This window comes from Sporomusa sp. 246TCP1 (assembly GCF_057319775.1).
This window is the reverse complement of the sequence record NZ_CM170492.1, coordinates 5,999,562-6,018,072: the sequence shown is the minus strand read 5'-3', so window position 1 is coordinate 6,018,072 and position 18,511 is coordinate 5,999,562. Positions and strand designations below refer to the sequence as shown.

Here is an 18,511-nt window from a genome sequence, read left to right as displayed (position 1 = left end):
GTTAGAAATACCTCCTTTTTTATTTAATTATTTTACTCAAGTTAACAGGTTCATTCCAGAACCCAGACCCATTTATTAATGTACTAATATTCCATATTTCGGAGACACAATATAAAACCCTGCAAATTTTCCAGTAAATCAAAACAACAACCGTTTTTATAATTTTCTCCTGCTTTTATAAGGTATTCATCTTTGTTTGCTTCATCCTTCGTTCTAATGGGTAAATTGGATACATTATCCGAAGAGTTACAAACAGAAAAAAGGCCACCCGCCAGCAAAGCAGTAGCCTTTAAACCGAGGGGACGCAGTATAACGTCCCTACCCTTCCCCTATAATATATCAGATTCTCATTCAATGTGCAAATGTAGGAAATTCTTATAGGTACTCATTTTTTGGCAATAATACTAGCACTTGTATTTTTTATTAGTAACGACGAATAAACCCTGCTTTTTCTTTTAATCTCAAATCAAAATATGCTATAATTATTTAGGGAGTTGATGGCGTGGAAGAAGTATTGAAACAGATATTAGAGAGGTTAACAAGCATTGAAGAAGGACAACAACGCACAGAGCAAAGGTTAGATACTTTAAACACGACTGTTGCCCGTATAGAAAAGAATCACGGTGCTATGCTAAATGCTTTGTGTGATGCAAGGGAAGTTCAACAAGATACTAACGATCTTATTTTAAATAAACTCAACCACCTCGCAAATAAACTCGATAAACAAGATTTGGTACTACTTAAACATGATAGAGATATTAACAAGCTTAAACAAATCATCAATATTTAACGTTAATAAAGGAACTGGCTAATAGTCGGTTTCTTTTCTTTTAACCCAATATTTCCCTTGAGCGCCCGACTGAAATTAGTAATATCGCTTTAAATACGGTTTTTGACCCCGCCCGTCGCGCTATCCCTGACGGGAAAAGTTATTCATTCAATAAGCTATTATTTCTATCTCTTACTAATTTATCAATAATGACTGCCCTCAAAAATAAGGAAAAGGTTCGTAAGATTGTTACGACCAGGGTACTCTCAGACACGAATATTATTCGGGTTCAGAATCGTATACAAGCCAATACAGCCCCGTGGTAAGGTTTTTATGGCTTGTCTAAAGAATTGACCTAGCCTGTATTTAGGTCAGATTCTTATTCTTTTGAAATAGTATTTAAAAATTGCTCAAATAGGTTTAATAGTTCGGTATCTAGGTCTCTCTTTTCTGACGGATCAAGAGACCGGTCATATAATTTATCTGCCAGTTTACTGATTTTTATATCAAATTCAATTCTGCTCAAGGTGCTACTCCTTTCGTAAATAAAATCACAAAAGATATAATACACTTATTACTTATAAAATTTTGACATATTGTGGAGTTTATCTTTCGTAATAAATAGCGAATATTGTCACCTGAGCCTATGAAGCTCGCTCAAGATTTTTTATTCTGAGCATAGCCTTACGTTCTAAAACAATATTGATAATTCTCCATACCGTAGGTAATATATATCTTTTATTTCTTCACTTTTATTTATTAGTAGACGTTTGGCGACTATCTGTATAGACGTTTGGCGACTATCTGATAAAGGAAACGTATCAACAATAATGAAACCGCAAGCCCTAAAGCCTGACGGTTATTTTTTATACCTGAATTACTTCAAGAGCTTCTATGATATTATAGGTACTTTCAACAACATGAATTTTCAGAGCGTAATGTCATTTTATATTTTTCCGACTCTCCATAAATGCTTGAAAGTCCTTTTCCTCTATTCGATATTCCCGACCCATTTTATAAGCCGTCAATTTGCCTTGACGAATCCACTGCTGAATACCACGTTCTGTAAGCTGTAACAAATCAGCTATTTCCTTGACAGTATAATATTTCACGTTATCACCTCACGCTAATTATATGTAACAATCAGCAATACGTCAATATATATATTTACATGTATATAGACATACACTATAATATACTTAGTAAACCTCTAAAGAAGGTGCAAATAATGGCAGGTACAAAACAATATCCCGGCGTTCTACAGGTGACAGCCAACACCTTTAAACTAACAATCACAGACGGCTATACGGATGTAAAGGACAAAAAAGGCAATGTCATACTAGATAAACAAGGCAACCCTAAAAAACAACAGAAACGCTATTTTAAGACCGTCAACGCCAAAAGCGCAAAAGAAGCTTCTGACCTTCGCGCCCATGGATTGTTGAGATTAAAGGCGGTGCAATACTGACGAATAACAGAATGACACTCCGTCAATTTTATGCCTACTTTAAAGAACATACAGAGAAGCTTGCCCCTAAGACAATACAATTCTATGATGGCCTCTTTACCCCTCGAATTGACACGGCATTAGGACACAAGCAGCTTGATGATATTACGCCTGATAATATCCGGGCATTTATCAAAAATATTAGCGAACCTGGCATGTATAAAGGCACTCACAAAGACAGAAGTCAATTATCACCCAACACCATACATAAATATCATAGGTTGTTAAATCTAGTTTTTAATCGCGCCGTCAAATGGGGACACATGTCCTATAATCCCTGTGAACGCACAGAAGCGCCGAAACAAGAACGCCATCAAGAGGATATTTACAATGAAGAACAGACCGGACGTTTCCTAGTCCTATTAGAGAAGGAAGAAGTTAAACATCGTACAATGGCACTCATTACGCTTGCTACTGGCTGTAGACGGGGCGAAACAATGGGTTTACAATGGAAACATATTGACCTTGATAATAATTTGATTCACTTTGAACAGACAGCACAATATTTAACCGGCAAAGGTACATTACCAAAGACCCAAAAACCAAAAGTAGCAAACGGACAGTTACAATCCCTAAAAGCATAGCAATATTACTAGAAACCCATAAAGCAAAGGAAGCTGCCAAACGGCTAAAACTAGGTGAGCGTTGGGCAGGAGCAAAAAAATCAGAAGATGATTTTGTTTTCACAACTTGGGAAGGTAAACAGGCTCATCCTGACAGCATGAATACATGGCTCAAAAAGTTTGTTGATGACAATAAGCTACCAGCTATCACCCCTAAAAGCTTCCGACACATGGCTGCCACTTATCTTATTACATCTGGAACCGATATTCGAACCATTGCCGGTAAGTTAGGCCATGCTAATACTACTACAACTACTGTTGTATACTCTCACCTTCTCAAATCGGCTGAAAAAGAAACCGCTAATAAGATGGAATCCTTCTTAAAACAGGCCTCCGAGAAAGCAAAAGAGCAGCAAAAAAAGCAGGTAAAATAATTGCCTGCTTTTCATGTTTTTATATGTCTAATATACATTTGTTTAGTAGGGTAATAATCGGCTACAGCACCTGTATTCAACGGTACAATTAGTATATGATGCCTTTGCAACTGTTCAGGCCAATCTGCATAAAAATTCAAATATTATAGATTTACTTTAACTACAACAGTCATAACAGATTCTGTAATTCGAATTTATCAACAATATGCCGCGGATTTCCCTTTTCAGAAGAATCTTCCCATTCTTTCGTAAATTGACGCAATCTTTCTTGTACTGCTTTTTCTGTCTCAACTTGTGCTTCCTTAGCAACCTTATCTTTGATATCATTCTCTACATAAATGGAATCGTGATCGATACCAAAACTTCTAAGCCAATTTTCTATTTGTTGGCATACATTCGAAGGAATAATAATTTTCACAAGATACTCCCCCGCCGGGCGATAATAATCCAGTGGCCAGATATTCGTTCCATGGGCTGTGAAATTACCCGATTGCCTGCACATCCGTTTATCCTTCTTGGGGGCATAAAATGCTACTGGCAAATCGTCAACCAATTTTACTACGTCACTTGTTTGGATAATTTTCCCTTGTAGGATTGTACGTTCATTTAATTGCTTCGGATTAAGAATGAACAATGCTGCATCAGTATCTTTTCTTCCATCTATAGCAAAAAATAATGCAACTGTTGCATCTGTAGACCAATCCAACAATGGCGTTCTTACTCCATAATGCTGTGCTAAGCAAAATTTCATTACAATATCCATATTTTGATCATATGCTATATTTTTTTTATCTAAGAACTTAAAAAACGTCTTTAAATAAAGTCCATCAGGTAAAAATACACTATCACCGTGCGTATGATAATAAGTAACATGTTGAGGGTTCAACGGTCTATCATACCTATCTTTTATTGTATAAAGGTCTCTGTAAGCACTTGGTTGCAATAAAAAATTAGTATCATTATGTCCACGAAACCAGCTATCCCCCTCTATATTATATTTAACAATCACGTTAAATAAGTCTTGTAAAGATGATACTTTTATCGGTTGTAATGTACTTCGTACAACTCCCATAACTTTTCCCCTCCAAAATCATCTGCCGCCATATATAGCCTGATTTAAACTTCAATAGAGACTGGATTAAATCCGCAAACATATCTAGAATACATCTTTAGGCAAATCCTGCAATAAGACAAGCTCTGTATTGAAAAACTACTTCCTTTGGCTGGATAGTTCCCCATAAACTGTAAGATACCTGTCCCATCTGATTTTTTATTTTATCATATATCAGGGGGCTTTTTACTGCCACATATTGTTTATTAATACTTACTTAACTATTGATCGTGCACTTTTTTCTAAGATAAACACTAAACAAACACCATAATTTACATAATACCAAACAAAAAAGGTATATCTTAGAACCTTTCGGCCTTTGATACACCTGAGTTTTTAACTGGTGACCCACCACGGAATCGAACCGTGAACCTACTGATTAAGAGTCAGTTGCTCTGCCAGTTGAGCTAGTGAGTCATATAAATAGTAAATTAGGATGTTCCCTGATATCACTTGGAACTAAGCAATTCGCACAAGTTTTCGTGCCGTTGCTATCGCGCCAAAAAACTTGGCTCTTTACTCATTGGCTGGGGCGCTAGGACTCGAACCTAGGAATGCGGGAGTCAGAGTCCCGTGCCTTACCAGCTTGGCGACGCCCCAACGTCATAGATTAATGTTTAACGCACAATAAGTATTATATATAGTGATCAGCATTTTGTCAAATAGATATTTTTATTAATTGCAACTTGCATTAAAAAATTTACAAAAAAACGCAGCTTTTATGCAAAATTTCTGGAAGGCTGCGTTTTCTTGACCTATGTGAAATGCTCTTGTTCACAGCAAAACTAAAAATCGAATCTTCAATTGTGGACTCTACCCCACCAAAGTGAACTCGTTTCAGCATAGCTGAAACATTGGAGATTCAGCTAAAGAGTCTACTTCACCTGAATTAGCGCCGTCTATAAGGGCGGTAGTCTTGACTCGTGTCCATGATAAAAGGTCAAAAGGTTTAAAAGTCAAAAAGTCAGAAATAATGAGCCTGGGTATGAATTCCGGACATTTTGTTATTAGAATGGCTTACAGGGTTATAGGTAGCTATTTTTAAACATTCTTGATTTTTCCATTAGTAATTATTTTCTGTTACTATAAAGTTGTAAACAGGGAACTGCACCAACGCAAGTAATTATTTTATTGAAATAAAGAGGAGGCGCAAGTTATGGGAAAAGTAGTAGGCATTGATTTAGGTACTACTAACTCGTGTATATCTGTATTGGAAGGAGAACGTCCTGAAGTTATTGTCAATGTTGAAGGCGGTCGCACTACGCCCTCAGTTGTCGCATTTCGCGATAACGAGCGTCTTGTGGGCCAATTAGCCAAACGTCAGTCGGTCTTAAATCCCACAAAAACCTTTTATTCGATAAAACGTTTTATTGGTCGCCGTTTTAAGGAAGTCACAGATGAAATGAAGCTGGTTGGGGCGTCCCCCGCAAAATAGACAGGAAAAACCCAAGAATTTCTCAATATCTCAAAGCCATGCTCATTATTTCAACAAAGTCACTAACTTTTTTCGTATCGACGCGATAATTTTCCTGATTTCGCTACGACTCATCCCGGCTAAATCGAGATCAAATTCTATGTCGTCTACGAATATGTCGCCCATGGCCCAAATGTCCGACTTCTTTATCGTCCAACCTTTGATAAACTTGTGCTTGGGAGGCGATCCGGCCTGACGATAAGATTCAAGTAGCTTGAAATCAAACGCCGTATCGGTTTTGAGCTTGCGTTTTATTGTTCGTATAAACATGATAACAACCTCTTGTGAAATATAGTCACTACAGCCGATGTTTATAGTCACTACAATCATCAGTCTCTACATTCGCAATGTTTTGCACAATTGCCTACGCCGCCAAGGCGATTGAATAATATTCTTCCGGAGTTAGATAGCCGTTGGTTTCATGCAAGCGCTGTCGGTTGTAAAATATTTCAACATATTCAAAGACGGCAGCTCTTGCCTCATCTCTTGTCTTAAACCGATGCTCATTGAGCCATTCGTATTTCATTTTCCCCCAGAATGACTCCATTGGCGCGTTGTCCCAGCAGTTTCCCTTCCGCGACATACTGCAAGTGAACTTATATCTTTTCAGCAGCTTTTGGTAGTCGTGGGAGCAGTACTGGCTGCCTCGATCCGAATGAAGTAATACGTTTTCTGGCCGGCCCACCCGAAAATAAGCGCTCTTCAAAGCGTTTATCACTAGTTCTTTCGTCATTCTATCCCCCATAGATAAGCCTACTATCTTCTGTCCGCAAAGATCCATTATTCCAGCAACATATAGCCAACCTTCCTCAGTCCATACATAGGTAATATCGCTTACCATCTTCTGATTAGGTTTTTCTGCTGTGAACTCACGATTTAAGAGGTTTTCAGCTACCGGCAGGGTATGGTTAGAATTCGTAGTGGCCTTAAACTTCCTGGCTACTTTCGAGCGGATTCCTTCTTGTTTCATGATTCGTTCGACCCGCTTATGGTTTACATGATTGCCGAGTCGTCGTAGTTCCCGGGTCATCTTCCGGCTGCCACAGGTCCGATTCTTTCTTTCATGAATTTCTTTGATTTTTTCAGCTAATGCTTGATTTTCAAGCGTTCTATTGCTTGCCGGGCGTTTTTCCCATGCGTAATAAGCGCTTCTTGCAACAAAGAGCACTTCACATAGCTTCGCTACCCGATATTCATGGCGGTGTTCTGCGATAAACTCGAACCTTTTTACTTGAGGTTCTTGGCGAAGTACTGCGCCGCCTTTTTTAAAATCTCATTTTCCTCCCGCAGCTCACGAATTTCTCGTTCCAGCTTACGCATCTTTTCATCATCGTCGCTGAGCTTGCCGCTGCCGGGAAAAGGATTTACCGGTTTTTCACGGTGCCGCTTTATCCATCCGTGCATCGTATTTTCATTAACCCCAAGATCAGCAGCCACTTTAGCGACCGATTCACCCGTCTGCTCCAATCGTCGAATTGCTTCCATCTTATATTCTGCGCTGTACTTCTTAGCTTGCTTCATCTTTTCTATCCCCTCTCTGATATCAGTATACTATGTGTTTCTACTGTCCATCAAACGGGGTACGCGGCAGGTTCCCTATAAAATAGCTCAAGGCGAGGATAACACTGTTACTTTCATTGTTGATGATAAGAAGTACGCACCAGAGGAAATCTCAGCACAAGTGCTTCGGAAGCTGGTAGATGACGCCAACAAATACTTGGGCGAAAAAATAACCGATGCGGTTATTACCGTGCCTGCCTATTTTAACGATGCCCAACGTCAAGCCACCAAAGATGCAGGCCAGGTTGCCGGCCTCAATGTTTTGAGAATCATCAACGAACCTACCGCCGCGGCCCTAGCGTATGGCCTTGATAAGCAAAAGAATGAAACCATCCTGGTTTTTGACTTAGGCGGTGGTACTTTTGATGTATCTATTCTTGAAGTTGGCGACGGCGTGTTTGAGGTTAAAGCCACAAATGGCGATACCCACCTTGGCGGCGATGATTTTGATAAGGCTATCGTCGATTGGCTGGCTGCCGAATTTAAAAAGGATAACGGCATTGATCTTCTCAAAGATAAGCAGGCACTGCAACGTCTTACCGAGGCAGCCGAAAAGGCTAAAATTGAGTTGTCAGCTGTTACCGAAACAACCGTCAATCTGCCGTTCATCACCGCCGATGCTGGCGGCCCTAAGCATCTGGAGAGCAAGCTTACCCGGACAAAATTTGACGAAATTACCCGCAGTCTGGTAGAGCGTTGCCGCATCCCAGTGAAAAATGCGCTGGCTGATGCCAAGCTGTCCGCTAAAAACATTGATGAAATCATTTTGGTAGGCGGTTCTACCCGTATCCCCGCAGTTCAGGAGTTAATCAAGCTTATGACTGGTAAAAACCCAAATCAAAGTGTTAATCCTGATGAGGTCGTAGCCGTGGGCGCTGCCATCCAAGGCGCCATCTTGAGTGGTGACCTTAAAGATGTAGTACTCCTTGATATTACACCACTATCTCTTGGCGTAGAAACCTTAGGCGGCATCATGACTAAGGTTATCGAGCGCAACACTACCATTCCAGCCCGTCGCAGTCAAGTTTTCAGCACTGCTGATGACAATCAGGCCGAAGTAGATATTCATGTACTTCAGGGTGAAAGGGAAATGGCCAAAGACAATCGTTCCCTTGGTCAATTCAAATTAACTGGCATTCCTGCCGCACCACGTGGTCTGCCACAGATCGAAGTTACCTTCGACATTGACGCTAATGGTATTCTCACCGTCAGCGCCAAAGACAAAGCAACCACTAAGGAGCAGTCCATCACCATCAGTGGCTCGAGTAACCTGGATAAGACAGATATTGACCGTATGGTGGCTGATGCTCAGCACTATGCTGCAGAAGATAAAACCCGCCGACAATATGTTGAACTGAAAAACGAATTAGATTCTCTGGCCTATCAGGCCCGCAATTTGGTAACAGAAAAGGGAGACGCCCTGCCCGCCCATATTAGCGGCCGCCTAACAACCGCACTAGATGCAGTAAAACAAGCGGAAAACACCGCTGACAAAGCTAAGCTGTTACAGCTAAAAAATGAATTAGAACAAGCGTATAACCAAGCCTGCCAATATACTCCCGCTAATGCCGGCCAAAGTACTAATCCCGCTCAGCAACCCCATCCGAATGATGACATAATAGACGCTGAATATGAGTAAATAAACAAAGTCTAATAAAAAGGGGTGATGCTTATGAAATATATCGATTACTATGAAACACTTGGGATTTCCAAAACGGCATCTGAGAAAGAAATCAAGCAAGCCTATCGCAAGCTGGCCCGCCAGCATCACCCCGATCTTCATCAAGGTGATGCCAAGGCCAAAGCGGAGGAAAAGTTTAAGCTCATCAACGAAGCCTATGAAGTGCTGGGGGATCCTGACAAGCGTTCCAAATATGATCAGTTGGGTATGAATTGGCAGGCAGGTGATAACATTCATTTTGACCCCACCAACCCTGCTGGTAACCAGACTTATACCTACCAGAGATCTGCTGATTTTGATACCAGCAACTTTGGTTTTAGTGATTTCTTCTCAAGTATTTTTGGACAAGGTTTTACCCGTAGCGAATACGGCGGCAGCCAGGCCCGCAGTGCCAACTACAAAGGCGAAGACGTGGATGCCAACATTAGCTTAGCTATTAATGAGCTAATCCACGGAGTAGAAAAAGAGCTCTATCTATCTCTACCCAATGTCTGCACAACCTGCCATGGGCAGCGTTTCAGTCAACAAGGTATCTGCCCTTCCTGCGGCGGCGCTGGTGTCATTGAAGATACCAGAACTGTCAAGGTAAAGATACCAGCCGGCCTCTACCCCGGAGCTACACTACGCCTAAAAGGGCTAGGCGGTAAGGGATACGGAACTGGTTCTGCCGGCGATCTGCATCTTCACCTTCAGGTTGCTGAAAACGCGTCTTGGCTGGTAACTGGCAGCGACCTGGAAACCGAACTTGTCCTCTATCCTGAACAAGCCGTATTGGGTGACAGCATCAAAGTCTCTACCCCTCACGGTCCAGTCCAGCTCAAAATTCAACCCAATACACATACAGGTCAAAGACTGCGCTTAAAAAATAAAGGATTGCCCCAAAAACAGGGGTTGGGTGATTTATACCTTAAAATCCGTATCGATATCCCCCAAAACCTATCAACAGCTACCAAAGAACTATACCAGCAGCTACTCAAACTAAATACAACTGAGCAGGAGACGCCGGAAACCAAAATCGCCTAAATGTTACCGGCTGAGCTTAATAACTCCCATTATATGCTTGACAAACAAGTGTAATCAAAACGAAGTAAGTCCGCACCATATCAATCTATGGTGCGGACTTACTTCGTTTAAACTATCTCGTTAAACTTACTGCTTGTCAGGTAAATCTAACACTGCATTCATACTGCCAGTACGATACCCTGACAAATCCAGCGTAACATACATAAACCCTAACTTGCGAAGTTCTCCGCTAATCAACGCTGCTTTGTCCGGAGCAGCCAGCAACGGAATATCTTCAGGAGAAACTTCAATTCGCGCCAGTTGATCATGATGTCTTACCCTAACCTGACCAGCGCAGAACTGTCTAATAACAGCCTCAGCTAATTCGATCTGCTTTAGCCGCTCAGCCGTAATTGGTAAACCATACGCTACCCGTGATGACAGGCAGGCGGCGCTGGGTTTATTCCAGGTAGGAACTCCCCATTCCTTTGATATCACCCGGATTTCCGCTTTAGTCAACCCGGTCTCCAGCAAGGGACTGCGAACCCCTGTTAGTTCATCAATAGCCCGCATGCCAGGCCGGTAGTCTGATTTATCATCTGCATTCGAACCGTCTAATACCCAGGCAATTTGCTCCTCATCAGCCCACTTTTTCAAGTCGCTAAACCGTTGTTTCTTACAGAAGTAGCAGCGCTCCGCTGTATTGGCAACAAAATCGTCACTTACAAGCTCACTACTGTGTAACAGAACATGACGAATACCAATTTGCTTAGCAACATCAATGGCCTCCTGCCGTTCCGTATCAGGCAGGGTTTCCGAATAGGCAGTAACAGCCACCGCATTGTCCCCTAATACCCGCTGGGCAGCAGCAGCCAGGAAGCTGCTGTCAACGCCACCGGAAAAGCCGATTACCACAGTCCCCATTTCCTGTAATAGTTGTATTAAGTTTTCTAATTTATCATTGAATTGCACTCTGGGTTCCTCCTGCACCAAAACTACCTCTGTTACTATTTGCTTGCTACAAAAGCCTGCTCCAAATCAGCAATAATATCCTCTATATCTTCAATCCCAACAGACAGCCGCACCATGTCCTCACTTACACCGGCTGCAGTCAGCTGTTCGCCGTTTAATTGAGAATGGGTTGTGCTGGCCGGGTGAATGACTAGCGACTTGGCATCTCCAACATTGGCAAGAAGCGAGAACAGTTTAAGACTGTTAATGAATTTTTTCCCGGCCGCTAGGCCACCTTTAATTCCAAAAGTCAAAATAGCGCCCGCGCCTTTGGGCAGATATTTTTGGGCCAGTTTATGATCAGGATGGCTTGGTAGGCCAGGGTAGCTAACCCAGGAGACAAGCTCATGTTTTTGCAGGAATTCGGCTACCTGCTGAGCATTTTGGCTATGACGCTCCATTCGGAGGTGTAGTGTTTCCAGGCCCTGTAAAAATGCAAAGCTATTGAACGGGCTGAGGCAAGCACCTAAATCCCGCAAAATTTGTACCCGCAGGCGAATAATATAGGCCAATGGCCCTAAGGCTGCTGCGTATCTTAAGTCATGATAGCTGGGGTCAGGCTCAGATAGTAACGGGAATTTACCATTGTCCCAATTAAATTTACCGCTGTCAATGACAACACCGCCCATAGATGTACCATGACCGCCAATGAACTTAGTGGCCGAATGGATAACAACATCAGCACCAAAGTCAATGGGTCTGCAGAGATATGGGCTAGAAAAGGTACTATCAATAAGAAGTGGTATGCCATTATTATGGGCTATGGCGGCTACGCGTTCAATGTCCAGCACATCAATCTTAGGATTGCCAATGGTCTCGGCATAAAGAGCCTTGGTTTTTGGAGTAATGGCCTTGGCAAAGTTTTCAGGATCACTGGGATCAACAAAAGTAACATTGATGCCCAGCCGCGGCAGATTATAAGCGAACATATTATAAGTACCACCATATAAGGTCGAGGAACTGACAATTTCGTCGCCAGCCTCCGCAATATTAAAGATAGCTGCACTTATAGCGGCGTGACCGGATGCAAAAGCCAGCGCACCTATACCGCCTTCAAGTGCGGCAATGCGTTTTTCAAATACATCAGTAGTCGGATTCATAAGACGGGAATAGATATTGCCAGGCTCTTTAAGACCAAATAGATTGGCGGCATGGTCAGCGTCACGAAAATTGTAGGCTGTAGTCTGATAGATAGGTACCGCCCGGGAACCAGTAGTAGGATCAGGCTCTTGCCCCCCGTGAACAGCCACGGTATTGAATTTTAGATTTTCAGGTAATGCCATGTTTATTCCCCTCCCAATATTTGTAAGTTACTAAAAATAAAAAGGCCAAAGAATGGCTCACTAGAGCAGTTCTTTGGCCTTTAGTTTACTAATCAGCCTAAATAAATATACTTCATATACTGTTATATTACATAAAGTATATCATAGCACTAGGCATTTTGTCAATAAAAAGCACACTAAAAAATGTAAATGCTCTTAATTTTCATATCAGCAGGCAAAGAACTACTATCACCGCCGTTTAGCCAATCAATAGGCAGACTATCGGCACTGATATCAAGCTCATACCGCATTTTTCCATCGCGTGTTATGGCATAGAGGGAGTCGGTATATTGAATTGAACTTACACCGCTAGCTCGCCTCAGTTCGCCCAGTGTAGTCCCTACACCTATACCATTGCCGGTTCTATAACGTTCATCAAACACATGAATAGCAGTGACTATTTTTTCATTCTCTTTTCCCTGAGCAAAAAAAATAATAAGCGACAGGGACCCTGTGCTTTGGTTATACGCTCTAAGCACAGGATATATTCTGCCGCTAAGATATGCTTCACCGTCGGTTACAGCCTGCTCGCCAAACTCCTGGTACAACGGAGCAACCGACTTACCCACCCCAATGTTCCCCGCATAGGCTGTAGCTAATGTAAATTGCCCCGGAGGGCCAGCCACCGCTGCCGAGGGCTTACTGGCCGCTGAATTGTAGCTGGATGTTTTCGTTCCTTGCGGTTTGCTATCAGGTGTAGTTAACGGCTTGTCTGGATTACTAACAGAAGCGACTTTATCTAATGCATCTTTAAGTTCAGTAACCCCGGCTTGCACCAATGCTTCCAGCACCCTCCGGTCATTCTTGATCATAGCCATACTAACACTGCTATTGCCTTTACCATCATTGACGGTAATGTTAGCTCCCCTTTGCAGCAAGACAGTCACCACATTGGCATGGCTATTCCATACAGCCTTCATTAACGCGGTCTGACCGTCTTTATCACGGGCGTTTATATCGGCGCCTTGATCTAAAAGCAGGCGAACTATGGGGGTCCGGCCATAAGCAGCAGCTGCGTGGAGTGGCGTAAACCCATCAGTTTTCCGATAAGAATCAGGCCCCATCCCAGCTTGCAAAAATAGCGTAGTAATACCTTTCTCACCCCGGCCGGCATATTTAACAAAATCATCAGCCGTAAAATTCACACCCATGCGAAAAAGCTGGTTTTCCGGCAAATTAGCGGCTGCCAATTTAGCTTTACTGTCCATAATACCATAGTAAGTCCCAAGTCCAACGATAGCAGGCAGAAGTATTAACGCAAAATATACCAGATGCTTAGGTTCAAGACTTGCCAAAAGACTGCCTATAGCAACCTTTACCTTACTAAAGAGTCCAGCAAAATCAGGTTTACTCACCGTCGGCGGCTTAATTCCTTTTGTTTGCTCAATAGCTTCTTTAATTTTTATTTTTAGCTTTGCCCACAAATTTCGCATATTTTACTCCGATAGATGAATTATTTATCTTAATGATGCGATAAGACTCCCGCCTCTATAGGCGGCGTTACTTCGGATGGGGTAGAGTCTCTATCTGAAGATTCGATGTTCAGCTTTGCTGAACAAGTTCATTTATTATATTCGCTATAAAAACATATATTTCCTTTGTTTTTTCAACAAAAAGCTGCAAGTGAAATAAATATTTTACTAATAAATACTAACTTTTTTAAATAAGTTAACCGCCGTATCTCTGATTTTTCAAGAGATACGGCGGTTATTTCAAACTATTTGCACCTTGTATTCACGCATCCAATGGTCAGCTTGAATGAGATAGGCAAAGAGCTGCGGCCCACCCATCAGTTGACCAAACCAAGGGATATTGGATGCAGCTAAATTGGTTTCAGCAATTTCTCTTAATTTATCAATCGCAAGAACCTGTCTAAGCGGGGATGACGTTTGATTTAAAACAGTGAACGCCTCACTGACAACAGCCCTGGTATAAGCAGGATTATGTGTTTTAGGATAGGGACTCTTTTTTCGCCACAATACATCCTCAGGCAAAATACCTGTCAGCGCATAACGCAATAATCCCTTTTCCCGTTTTTGAGCATTTTTCAGCTCCCAAGGCACATTCCAAACATAATCCACAATCCGGTGATCGCAAAATGGTACTCTAACCTCTAGGCCAAATGCCATACTCATACGATCTTTACGATCAAGAAGTGTTGGCATAAAACGAGTAAGACTAAGGTAAAATATCTCCCGCATTCTGGCCGAACATTTATCTTCGCCAGGCAGTTGCGGCACTTCTGCCAAAGCCTCACTATAGCGCTGCGCAACATAATCGGCTGGCTTAATTCTGTGCTGCATTTCTGGTTTCAGCCAAGGAATGCGGATCTCGGGTTGCGGCGACCAGGGAAAGGTAGCAGCGTTAATCATCTCTTCCCGCTGAAACCAGGGATATCCACCGAAAATTTCATCAGCACACTCACCTGACAGGGCAACTGTCGCTCCTTTTTTGATTTCACGACAAAATAAATATAATGAAGTATCTATATCAGCCATCCCTGGTAAATCACGTGCTACTGCAGCTGGTCTCAAGCTAGCTGCCAGTTCAGGAGTATCTAAGACAATATTATGGTGACATGTACCAAAATGTTCCGATACGCGTCTAACCCAAGGCGTATCAGAGTTGGGTTGAAAACTATTTGCCTTAAAATACAATTCGTTATCTACATAATCTACGGAATAGGTGGCTAGACTTCCTAAACCTGATTGTTTATTTGACATAGCGGCTAGTGCAGTAAGCGCACTAGAATCAAGTCCCCCTGACAGCAGCGTGCAGATAGGGACATCTGACACCAATTGCCGTGTGGTAGCATCAATTAAAAGCTCACGGACTTTAGCCGACGTTGCAGCAAAATCGTCTGTATGCGGTTTGGTTTCAAGCGTCCAATATTTTTTTATCACCTTTCCCTGTCTGTTAACTATCATTGAGTGACCGGGTTTTAGTTCCTTAACACCACGGAACACGCCGTGCCCTGGTGTCCGGGCCGGACCAAGCATAAATACTTCAGCCAGGCCCTCTTCATCAATTTCTGGCCGTACAAGCGGATTCGCTAAAAGCGTCTTAAGCTCTGAGCCAAAAATTAAGCTGCTGCCTTGTTCAGTATAAAATAGTGGCTTTACACCAATGCGATCACGGGCCAAAAACAAGCTTTGGTTTGCTTCATCCCAAATACCAAAAGCATAGATACCGTTAAAGCGTTCAACACAAGCTGAACCCCACTCAATAAAAGCCACAAGCAACACTTCGGTATCACAACGTGTACTGAAAACATGACCCCGATCTGCAAGTTCCTGTCGAAGCTCAGGCATATTATATAGTTCCCCATTATATGTGATAACAAATTTTTGTTCACCACGAAAGCGAATCATGGGCTGCGCGCCCCCTACCGGGTCAATAACACTAAGACGGCGGTGTCCTAATGCCGCATGTGGTGTAATATATGCTCCCTGTGCATCTGGCCCTCGTGCCGCCAGCGTTTCAATCATCGCAGCTACGATATGGCTTTTTTCAACAAGATTTTGCTGCCAGTCAATCCACCCAGTAATTCCACACATTGTACCCATCATCTCCCCAAAAGAATAGCCTGTGTCAACACGCAGCCAGCTCTCTGGTACGTTGCACAGGCGACTTTGCCTCACGCATCACATGCTTATAAATATGCACGATAACAAACTATTGTCACAAACTCAAAGAAAGTATGTATGGCACAAGGATTCAACGGATACGCTAACTTCAAATATACCCGTTGCAATCAGGAGGAAATTATCATGACTGAAACTAAAAATAATATACAAGTAGAAACCAACCTATTTACCGTCCCTGCAAATCCCACCTTTCATGAAGATCCTGATATTGACCATACCAATGCGTTAACTCATGAGAGTAGTTTTGATAACACCTATGATACTTTCCGGGCGGAGGCACTCAAGTTTAACAATAAACACGCTGCGAACAGTTTGGTAGCAAGAATGCTCTGGGGGCATAAAGAGAATGCTAGCCTTAATGTACGGGTTTCGGAAGACGGGTTTCTTGATTTGAATGATGATATTCGTTAAAAGTAAAAGAGAACAAAAATGAAAAAACAGGCCAACTCCGGCCTGTTTTTTCGGCAAACTGTGACTTGCATCACAGTCTCTTCTAAATTGATTTGGTAAACTAAATACAAAGATACAATTCATGCCAAATATAAGGAGGTTTTTATAATGGAAAAGCAATTTATCAAAAATATTGAGTTCAGCAAGGCCCTGGAAATGGTTACTCTGGTAGATTATCAACCTGGCAAAGTGGTAAGCTTGACTTTATCACAAAATCAGACACTTAGTATGACCCTCTTTGCTTTTGCTAAAGGCGAAGCTATCAGCAGCCACTCCGCCCCTGGTGATGCCATGGTTTACATCCTTGATGGAAAGGCTGACATTACAATTGGTAATGAAAAAGTCACCGCAACTACCGGACAAGTCGTTGTTATGCCGGCTGGAATTCCTCATGGCCTTGATGCTGTAGAAAACTTTAAAATGCTGCTGGTACTTGTAATGTAACTTATAGTCTTAAATCAGCGCCAAGTACACCAATGACATTTCCCGTGCCATCACGAATGGGCAAAGATACCGTTAAACAAGGTTGATGAGATATTGCCGAAACATAAACCTTAGATACGTAGAATTGACCTTGCATCGCTTGTTTAAACCATCCTCGCGTTTGCGCATTAGCAATTCCAGCCGGTGGCAGCGAAACAACAAACTGCCCATCCGGAAGGTTAGTCCAAGCGGCCTCAAGTTCAGGTTGTCGCAGCAAGAGGTCATTTACTATTGCATGATGGTTATAAGCATCCATTGATAGGATGCGCTCATCCTGCACTGTCTCTGCAAGCAGATTACGAAGCTTAGCAATTTTGCCGTCAAGCTCGGCCTGCTGGTGACTATTGATATCAATGAGCGTTATTTTGCCGGTAGTAGCTACCAAGTTATCCGCTACGTTAGCTAATACATCCCCCAATTTCCGGGTATCGGCCAACGACTTATCCTGTTGTTCGATGGAAGCCGCCACGGTCATCATTCTACTAGCGGCCTGCTCAGCAATACCAGCAATTTGCCCCAAAAAGTCTGCCGTTTTTTCAGTAGCTGCAAGCTGATGCTGTCTAGCTGCACTGGCTTCTGCTACTTTAGTCTCGACCTGGGTACTGGCAGCAAAAATAGCCTGGAGACTCGCATCTGCTTCCCGCATTTCCTTAGCTCCTGCTTCCACAGCACCCGCGCCTACTTCCGCAGCCTTAGCGGCAGATACAACACCACCGTCAATTTCGGCCAATAATTTATTAGCAGAATGAGCGGCATCGGCACTAGCATCTGATAGCTTTTGAATCTCATGGGCCACCACAGCAAAACCACGTCCGTGCTCACCGGCCCGGGCCGCCTCGATGCTTGCGTTGAGCGCCAAAAGGTTGGTCTGCGCTGATATTCCTTGAATCGTAGCCAATAAGCTATCAATATCGCGAGCCATTTTAGTCAGAGCACTAATTTTCCCATTAACCTCAGCCGTAGCTTGGCGAATAGAATCCATAGCCACAGCTACTTTAGCTGCCGCTTGACAACCTTGTTCTGCCGCATTTTTTGAAGTAATACTGTCTTGATAAATATCGCCAGCTACTGCAGTTATTGTTTGCGTTGCTACCATTACTTCATCAATTTGTTTAGCAGCGTTTTTAGTAGCTTCCGCAATATCCTGGGACAACCCGTCAACGACATTGGTTTCCTGTTTAACTTGCTCCGCTAAATCGGCCGCTTGTCCTATAACCGCATTTACTTGGTTTACCGCTGCCGAAACCTGACTTGATGATACCTGTGTTTCCCGGGTAAATGTCCGGAGCATATCAGACAACGCCGCAATATTACAAGCCAATGGGCGAAGTTCCTCCGGATATTCTTCTATCTTTATCGCTATCGACATATCTCCGTTTAAATAGCCAGCCGTCACTTTACTTAACTTTTCAACCGCCTTATTCTTCCCAAACCATACTGCCATACATTCACTCTCCCTACCCGAGTTAAAGCATACACTCCCCTAAACGCCAATAC

19 protein-coding genes and 2 tRNA genes are annotated in these 18,511 nt (G+C 42.6%); 9 read left to right on the top strand and 12 right to left on the bottom strand.

Going from position 1 to position 18,511, the window contains the following annotated elements:
* Positions 1–502: 502 nt before the first annotated feature.
* On the top strand, positions 503–790 hold the full coding sequence (locus tag AC1ECB_RS28425; RefSeq protein WP_485666885.1) for a hypothetical protein: 288 nt from the start codon (positions 503–505) through the stop codon (positions 788–790).
* A 358-nt stretch (positions 791–1,148) separates the two neighbouring features.
* On the opposite strand, the gene AC1ECB_RS28420 is transcribed toward AC1ECB_RS28425, so the two are convergent.
* Both AC1ECB_RS28420 and AC1ECB_RS28415 read right to left on the bottom strand, forming a co-directional pair.
* Positions 1,149–1,295, bottom strand: a complete 147-nt coding sequence (locus tag AC1ECB_RS28420) for a hypothetical protein (protein WP_485666884.1) — start codon at positions 1,293–1,295, stop codon at positions 1,149–1,151.
* 415 nt (positions 1,296–1,710) lie between these two features.
* Complete coding sequence (locus AC1ECB_RS28415) at positions 1,711–1,881, bottom strand: helix-turn-helix domain-containing protein (RefSeq protein WP_485666883.1); 171 nt, start codon at positions 1,879–1,881, stop codon at positions 1,711–1,713.
* Positions 1,882–1,997: 116 nt separating this feature from the next.
* On the opposite strand from AC1ECB_RS28415, the gene AC1ECB_RS28410 reads away from it, so the two are divergent.
* The 3 genes from AC1ECB_RS28410 to AC1ECB_RS28400 are packed head-to-tail and all read left to right on the top strand — an operon-like array spanning position 1,998 to position 3,273.
* Positions 1,998–2,237: a hypothetical protein gene (locus AC1ECB_RS28410; protein ID WP_485666882.1), complete on the top strand. Its 240-nt coding sequence runs from the start codon at positions 1,998–2,000 to the stop codon at positions 2,235–2,237.
* A gap of 11 nt (positions 2,238–2,248) precedes the next feature.
* A complete protein-coding gene (locus tag AC1ECB_RS28405; RefSeq protein WP_485666881.1) occupies positions 2,249–2,860 on the top strand; it encodes a tyrosine-type recombinase/integrase in 612 nt (203 codons plus the stop codon).
* Positions 2,779–3,273, top strand: coding sequence for a tyrosine-type recombinase/integrase (locus AC1ECB_RS28400; RefSeq protein WP_485669419.1), 495 nt, complete (start codon positions 2,779–2,781; stop codon positions 3,271–3,273). The genes AC1ECB_RS28405 and AC1ECB_RS28400 overlap by 82 nt, the downstream gene beginning before the upstream one ends.
* 169 nt (positions 3,274–3,442) lie before the next feature.
* On the opposite strand, the gene AC1ECB_RS28395 is transcribed toward AC1ECB_RS28400, so the two are convergent.
* From AC1ECB_RS28395 to AC1ECB_RS28385, 3 genes are all read right to left on the bottom strand, one after another.
* Positions 3,443–4,345, bottom strand: coding sequence for an FRG domain-containing protein (locus AC1ECB_RS28395; RefSeq protein WP_485666880.1), 903 nt, complete (start codon positions 4,343–4,345; stop codon positions 3,443–3,445).
* A 380-nt stretch (positions 4,346–4,725) separates the two neighbouring features.
* Positions 4,726–4,801: transfer RNA gene (locus AC1ECB_RS28390), tRNA-Lys, on the bottom strand.
* 107 nt (positions 4,802–4,908) lie between these two features.
* Positions 4,909–4,984, bottom strand: a tRNA-Gln gene (locus AC1ECB_RS28385).
* Between the two features lie 556 nt (positions 4,985–5,540).
* On the opposite strand from AC1ECB_RS28385, the gene AC1ECB_RS28380 reads away from it, so the two are divergent.
* On the top strand, positions 5,541–5,819 hold the full coding sequence (locus AC1ECB_RS28380; RefSeq protein WP_485666879.1) for an Hsp70 family protein: 279 nt from the start codon (positions 5,541–5,543) through the stop codon (positions 5,817–5,819).
* Between the two features lie 45 nt (positions 5,820–5,864).
* Here AC1ECB_RS28380 and AC1ECB_RS28375 read toward each other — a convergent pair whose 3' ends face one another.
* Positions 5,865–6,188 (bottom strand): hypothetical protein, encoded by a 324-nt coding sequence (locus AC1ECB_RS28375; RefSeq protein WP_485664417.1) that lies wholly within the window; start codon positions 6,186–6,188, stop codon positions 5,865–5,867.
* 34 nt (positions 6,189–6,222) lie between these two features.
* Positions 6,223–7,388 (bottom strand): IS3 family transposase gene (locus tag AC1ECB_RS28370; RefSeq protein ID WP_485669255.1). Its coding sequence is split into 2 segments (ribosomal slippage): positions 6,223–7,115 and positions 7,115–7,388, totalling 1,167 coding nucleotides; the frame shifts between segments, so codons are not numbered across the junction.
* A 25-nt stretch (positions 7,389–7,413) separates the two neighbouring features.
* Between AC1ECB_RS28370 and dnaK the strand changes: the two genes are divergently transcribed.
* Positions 7,414–9,057 carry a molecular chaperone DnaK gene (dnaK, locus tag AC1ECB_RS28365; RefSeq protein ID WP_485666878.1) on the top strand — a complete coding sequence of 548 codons (1,644 nt, stop codon included), beginning with the start codon at positions 7,414–7,416 and terminating at the stop codon, positions 9,055–9,057.
* A 33-nt stretch (positions 9,058–9,090) separates the two neighbouring features.
* Positions 9,091–10,122: a DnaJ C-terminal domain-containing protein gene (locus AC1ECB_RS28360; protein WP_485666877.1), complete on the top strand. Its 1,032-nt coding sequence runs from the start codon at positions 9,091–9,093 to the stop codon at positions 10,120–10,122.
* A 126-nt stretch (positions 10,123–10,248) separates the two neighbouring features.
* Here the strand turns inward: AC1ECB_RS28360 and larE are convergent, their stop codons facing one another.
* The 4 genes from larE to asnB all read right to left on the bottom strand — a co-directional run bounded on the left by larE (position 10,249) and on the right by asnB (position 15,991).
* A complete protein-coding gene (larE, locus tag AC1ECB_RS28355; RefSeq protein ID WP_485666876.1) occupies positions 10,249–11,073 on the bottom strand; it encodes an ATP-dependent sacrificial sulfur transferase LarE in 825 nt (274 codons plus the stop codon).
* A gap of 35 nt (positions 11,074–11,108) precedes the next feature.
* Positions 11,109–12,395 carry a homocysteine synthase gene (locus tag AC1ECB_RS28350; RefSeq protein ID WP_485666875.1) on the bottom strand — a complete coding sequence of 429 codons (1,287 nt, stop codon included), beginning with the start codon at positions 12,393–12,395 and terminating at the stop codon, positions 11,109–11,111.
* A 176-nt stretch (positions 12,396–12,571) separates the two neighbouring features.
* On the bottom strand, positions 12,572–13,867 hold the full coding sequence (locus AC1ECB_RS28345; protein ID WP_485666874.1) for an ankyrin repeat domain-containing protein: 1,296 nt from the start codon (positions 13,865–13,867) through the stop codon (positions 12,572–12,574).
* Positions 13,868–14,146: 279 nt separating this feature from the next.
* Positions 14,147–15,991, bottom strand: coding sequence for an asparagine synthase (glutamine-hydrolyzing) (gene asnB, locus AC1ECB_RS28340; protein ID WP_485666873.1), 1,845 nt, complete (start codon positions 15,989–15,991; stop codon positions 14,147–14,149).
* A gap of 213 nt (positions 15,992–16,204) precedes the next feature.
* Here asnB and AC1ECB_RS28335 point away from each other — a divergent pair, with 213 nt between their 5' ends.
* Positions 16,205–16,492, top strand: coding sequence for a hypothetical protein (locus tag AC1ECB_RS28335; protein ID WP_485666872.1), 288 nt, complete (start codon positions 16,205–16,207; stop codon positions 16,490–16,492).
* A 147-nt stretch (positions 16,493–16,639) separates the two neighbouring features.
* A complete protein-coding gene (locus tag AC1ECB_RS28330; protein ID WP_094607782.1) occupies positions 16,640–16,975 on the top strand; it encodes a cupin domain-containing protein in 336 nt (111 codons plus the stop codon).
* 1 nt (position 16,976) lies between these two features.
* Here the strand turns inward: AC1ECB_RS28330 and AC1ECB_RS28325 are convergent, their stop codons facing one another.
* Complete coding sequence (locus AC1ECB_RS28325) at positions 16,977–18,458, bottom strand: methyl-accepting chemotaxis protein (RefSeq protein WP_485666871.1); 1,482 nt, start codon at positions 18,456–18,458, stop codon at positions 16,977–16,979.
* Between the last annotated feature and the right edge of the window lie 53 nt (positions 18,459–18,511).